The 3,285-nt window shown below is 43.5% G+C and carries 4 protein-coding genes, 1 tRNA gene and 1 pseudogene; 1 reads left to right on the plus strand and 5 read right to left on the minus strand.

Translation table 11 applies throughout. The features are described from left to right. The 5 genes from VB714_RS26900 to VB714_RS26920 form a co-directional block, all read right to left on the minus strand. Positions 1–959, minus strand: a 959-nt coding sequence (locus tag VB714_RS26900) for an aspartate aminotransferase (protein ID WP_323228383.1), incomplete at its 3' end; no start/stop codon positions are given. Positions 960–1,165: 206 nt separating this feature from the next. Further along, a tRNA-Gly gene (locus tag VB714_RS26905) sits at positions 1,166–1,237 on the minus strand. Between the two features lie 69 nt (positions 1,238–1,306). After that, on the minus strand, positions 1,307–1,870 hold the full coding sequence (gene ribH / locus VB714_RS26910; RefSeq protein WP_323228385.1) for a 6,7-dimethyl-8-ribityllumazine synthase: 564 nt from the start codon (positions 1,868–1,870) through the stop codon (positions 1,307–1,309). Positions 1,871–2,007: 137 nt separating this feature from the next. Continuing rightward, on the minus strand, positions 2,008–2,196 hold the full coding sequence (psbZ, locus tag VB714_RS26915) for a photosystem II reaction center protein PsbZ (protein ID WP_323228386.1): 189 nt from the start codon (positions 2,194–2,196) through the stop codon (positions 2,008–2,010). Positions 2,197–2,428: 232 nt separating this feature from the next. Further along, positions 2,429–2,743 carry a TIGR03792 family protein gene (locus tag VB714_RS26920; RefSeq protein WP_323228388.1) on the minus strand — a complete coding sequence of 105 codons (315 nt, stop codon included), beginning with the start codon at positions 2,741–2,743 and terminating at the stop codon, positions 2,429–2,431. A gap of 78 nt (positions 2,744–2,821) precedes the next feature. Between VB714_RS26920 and VB714_RS26925 the strand changes: the two are divergent. Further along, positions 2,822–3,285, plus strand: a pseudogene (locus VB714_RS26925) (hypothetical protein); the annotation flags it as partial.

The raw sequence follows: 3,285 nt of genomic DNA on the forward strand, positions 1-3,285 counted from the left end.
ACATTCCAGCCCAATTCTGCCAAACCCGAGATGAGAAAGTCCCGACGGCTGCTATAACGTTCTTGAACATCTTGCACGTAGGTGTCGGGCAATTGCAAGGCTGTTTCGGCGGCTTTTTGAATGGTGGAAAAAATGCCATAATCCAAGTTTGTTTTCAAGGTTCGCAAGCCTTGAATAACATGGGAATTGCCGACGACAAAACCAACTAGCCAACCCGCCATATTATAGGTTTTTGAAAGAGTATGGAATTCAACGCCAATCTCTTTGGCTCCGGCAATTTCTAATAGGCTGGTGGGTTGATAGCCATCAAAGGCCAGTTCGGCATAACAGAGATCGTGAACCAATAAGATTTCGTAATGACGGGCAAAAGCGACGATTTCTTCAAAAAATTCTCTCGGTGCCGTGGCTGTGGTGGGGTTATTGGGATAATTAAAATAAAAGAGTTTGGCGCGTTGGGCGACTTCTTCGGGAATGGTAGAGAGGTCAATGAGCCAGTCTTGTTCTGCGGAAAGCTGGAGTTGATATAAAGTTGCTCCGGCAATGAGAGGACCGCGAAAATGAGCGGGATAAGAGGGACTGGGAACGATAACAGTATCCCCTGGATTGACATAGGCAAGGGCAAGATGGGTTAAGCCTTCCTTTGACCCCAAGAGGGGAAGCGCTTCGTTATCTGGGTCTAGGTTGACTCCATAACGTCTTTTGTACCATTTGGCGATCGCGCCGCGAAAACTGGCGGTTCCTTCAAAGGGAGGATAGCCATGATGAAGGGGATTCTCAAATGCTTTTATTGCGGCATCAATAACAGGCCGCGGTGCAAAACCATCGGGATTACCCATACCCAGATCGATAAGGTCTAATCCTTGTTCTCGGGCGCGAGCTTTGAGTTCGTCTAGACGGGCAAAAACGTAAGGGGGTAGGGATTTCAGGCGTTGGGCAGGGACAAGCCAATTAGGGTTCATAGCACGGGCTGGGCAATGGGTGAATCAGATTCGGCGATCGCGACAAAAGGGGGTCACAATAACCGCTAAGTCACCGATAATCGCATATTTTTTTCACTCTAGCAAACAAAAAAATATGGAACAAAAAAAGTTCGATATAGTTAATAAAATATCGAACGGAAAATACTATTATTTTTTAAAAGTATTTTTTAAAAGTATTTTCTAAAAGCGGGTGATGGGATTCGAACCCACGACATTCACCTTGGCAAGGTGACGCTCTACCCCTGAGCTACACCCGCATCTTTGCCAAATCTGTTAATAATCCTTACACAAAACCAGTAATTTGTCAAGCCCTATTTTTTTCTTGCTCATTTCGACGGAGAGACGGGAAGAGAAGGAGGAGAACCAGAAGTCGGACCATCGAGGTAGGGGTAGGTTGGGGGAGGCAGTTCGCGATGGATTTCTCGCATTAAACTAGCCATTTCGAGGGCATTCAAAGCATAATTCCAGCCTAAATTACTTTTAATCCCAGCACGTTCGAGGGCTTGTTGCAGGGTATCCGTTGTCAGTACGCCAAAAATCACGGGTATTCCCGTTTGGAAACTGGCTGCAGCCACACCTTTAGCGGCTTCTGCTGCAACATAGTCGAAATGAGGGGTACTGCCGCGAATCACTGCCCCCAAACAGATTGCCGCATTATAGCGACCGGATAAAGCAACCCGTCGCGCTACCATTGCCAACTCAAAACTCCCAGGTACCCAAAAATAATCGACTTGAGTGCCTTGAGGATCGACATCAATGCCGTGACGCTTTAAGCAGTCTTGACATCCCGATAGGAGTTTCTCTGTTACCAAGTCATTAAAACGACCGATAATTAAAGCCAAGCGTAGTGTTGCGGGATCGTGATGAAATGTGCCTTCAAAAACTGTCATCGATAATGGGAAATAGTGAGTAGCTATTAGTGACTGATTAGGTTAAGTGGGTAATAGGTTCTTGATAATCGGCGATCGCCTTTCTCTAAGCAACCTATTACCTCGATTGTTCAACAACAAAACTTAAACAACCGAACTTAAACAACTAAAAAGTTTAAGACACCGACGAGAATAACCAATGCGCCCCAAGCGCCAGATCCCACAAAGATCAATTGCTTGGACTGTTCCCAGTTTTGAGGGGTGGCATAGGCAACGGGTACGCCAATCACCAAAAGCAAGGACAGGAATACTAAAGCGGCTAAAGCTAGTTCAAACAGGATAAACATCTGCTAATTCTCCCAAGACGTAATAAATGGCAAAAACTCTAAATATCGAGTTTTGTTCTTAATTTTTTTTAATTCTTTCAGCCTAGCAAAGTTTAGGGCGAAAAAAAAGCTACAAATTCTTTATACAACAAATTGGCAAACTTGCTCGCGAGAATGCTCTCCAGAGGAAATAAATCTGCGATTTCTTGCTATTCTGAGTCATTGAGAGCAGTGGAATAGGCTTTCGCGGCTGTTAAATGCCATGATGCAGAAACTTTCTGACTTGATACTCTCCCGTTTCAATCAGATCGTAAGCGCTATTCATGGCGATCGCAAATTTTTGTTCTGTTTCCTCTAGCGCATCTTGAGGAATAGCGTCCCAGTCTTCTTTGGTCTCCCAACGCACAATGATGACCAATTCCCGAGGATCGGGAGATAGCCAGACTTCTTTCCCCAAAAAACCCGGATATTTTCCCAGCATCGTCGTCCAGATCGCCTCATCTTTCTGAATGAAGAATTCTCGTACTTCAGCAGCAACTCGAAACTTTAGCCATTCAATAACAACCATCAAAATTCCTCAAAATAAACTGTTAGGCGTTAATATAGCAAGCTATAGCTTCAAATTCTTAACTTCAGCACTACCTCGATGCAGCAATTTTCTTCAACAGATGCAAAAAAGATTTACCAAAAGGCGATCGTTCCCTATCAGAGTTGGTTGGGCTGGACGATCGCCTTGGCCATAATTGATATTACGATTTTAAATATTACGCTACCTCCTTGGATCGATTTATTAGAATTTCTGCTCGGTTTATTTTTTTCGGTGAATATTTGCTTTTTAGGATTTAAGATATTTCAAAGTTTATTCGATGACTATATTTTAGAAGATGTTCTCAAGGATAAAAATACGATTAATAGTGAATTGCTGGCGCTGATTAACTTCCTTTCTAAAGCAGTAATTGTGCTGATTATTGTCTTTCTCTTTGCCCAGACACATCAGATTAATCTGATTGGACTTATTGCCAGTTTAGGCGTTGCTGGAGCAACGATCGCCTTGGCATCCCAAAAAGTTTTAGAGCAAATTCTGTGGAGTATTGTTCTTTATCTTGATAA

The sequence above is a fragment of the Spirulina sp. 06S082 genome, assembly GCF_034932145.1.
Classification (GTDB): Bacteria; Cyanobacteriota; Cyanobacteriia; order Cyanobacteriales; family Spirulinaceae; genus CCY15215.